This is a genomic window from Brevibacillus parabrevis, assembly GCF_003710905.1.
In the GTDB taxonomy this organism is placed as follows: Bacteria; Bacillota; Bacilli; order Brevibacillales; family Brevibacillaceae; genus Brevibacillus; species Brevibacillus parabrevis.
The window spans coordinates 1-1,436 of record NZ_RHHV01000043.1 but is presented as its reverse complement, the minus strand read 5'-3'; the positions used below and the strand labels follow the sequence as shown (position 1 = coordinate 1,436).

At 45.0% G+C, this 1,436-nt stretch carries 1 protein-coding gene; it reads right to left on the bottom strand.

Features of this window, described 5'->3' with window-relative positions; genetic code table 11:
• Positions 1-47: 47 nt before the first annotated feature.
• Positions 48-1,192, bottom strand: a protein-coding gene (locus EDM60_RS28330) for an IS3 family transposase (RefSeq protein WP_122966905.1) whose coding sequence is annotated in 2 segments (ribosomal slippage) — positions 48-919 and positions 919-1,192 — 1,146 coding nt in all. Because the reading frame shifts where the segments join, the coding sequence is not laid out codon by codon here.
• Positions 1,193-1,436: the final 244 nt, after the last annotated feature.

The window sequence follows — 1,436 nt, the reverse complement described above, 5'->3', positions numbered from 1 at the left end:
GGGACTGACCCCCGTCCGTAGGACAGGGATCAAAACACCTTAGCTATTTAAGCAGCCAGTTGCCGAAATTGAATCGGTGACTGGTTGTTTAGTTTCGTTTGAATGCGAATTGAGTTATAGTAATGAATGTAGCTTTGGATAATCTGCACAACGATGGCCGTCGTCGTACAGATAAAATTATCGAGATAGAACGTTTCAGACTTTAGTGTGGAATGAAACGACTCGATGGGGGCATTATCAGCGGGCGTACCCTTACGGGACATGCTCATGGTAATGCCTTTTCCCTTAACTGCTGCTTGATACGCCTGAGACGTATACACGCTGCCCTGATCGCTATGTAGCATCATTCCAGGTTGGTCTGGCAGTTGATATAGCGTATCGAGGACAAGCGATGTGTCTTGTTTGTCAGAAATACTGTATGCCACAATCTCACCATTGTACAAGTCCATGATGCTCGATAAATATAAAAGTTTACTTCCGTAAGGTAAATAAGTAATGTCGGTCACTAATTTCTGCATGGGGGTACTTGCTTGAAATTGTCGCAGCAGGAGATGATCTGCTACATAAGAAGGTTGTCCTGTTGTCTTTCGTTTCTTCATCCTCACTCGGCATTGTAGTTGTTCACGCTGCATGATACGTTGTATTCGTTTATGATTAATTGACATCTCAGCTCGCATCAGTGCTGTAATCTTTCTGTACCCATAACGGAACTTATGTTGAATACAGAGTTGCCGAATCTTTTCCACAACTAAATCCTCGTTTCTTTTCGCGTATGCAGCTTTCCAACGGTAGTAGGTAGAACGAGGGATACCAAGCCACGCGCAAGCTTGGCTCACGCTTACTTGCCCACGAATGGACTCCATCCAAGGAACGATTACTTCTGGTGACACCTCCTTTCCCACTCCTCTAACTTTTTTAGAACGTCCAGTTGTTGTTTAAGAAAACGATTCTCTGCTTTGACTTGTTCCAGTTCAGAATCGTACATCGGCCCTTTTCCATAACTATATTGCTTTCCTACAGGCTGTTGGAGACGATGAATGTCTCCGCTCTGATACCAGCGCATCCACTGTTGAATTTGGGTCTTATTTTTAATATTTAGTTCCTGCATGATCTGCTTTTTGGTGACACCTGCAAGACGCATTTCAATTGCTTTCATTTTAATTTCTACGGGATAACTAACTCTAGTTGCCAACGCAAAAACACCTCCAAGGTTGTCCCCATATCTTACGACATGGTCAGGTTCTCTTGAAGGTGTTTTGATTTGTCTCACATTACGGGGTCAGTCCCTAGGCATAAGAGGTGCTCTTGGCCTGGTTTCCGTAGGGAATCGTGCGGCTGACCTGCAAACCGTCTGGCGTAAACTCGTTTTCCACGAGCGGACGTGTGCCGCCGTTTTTCCCTTTTTGCTCCTGGTAGGCGATATCGCCATACGGGGT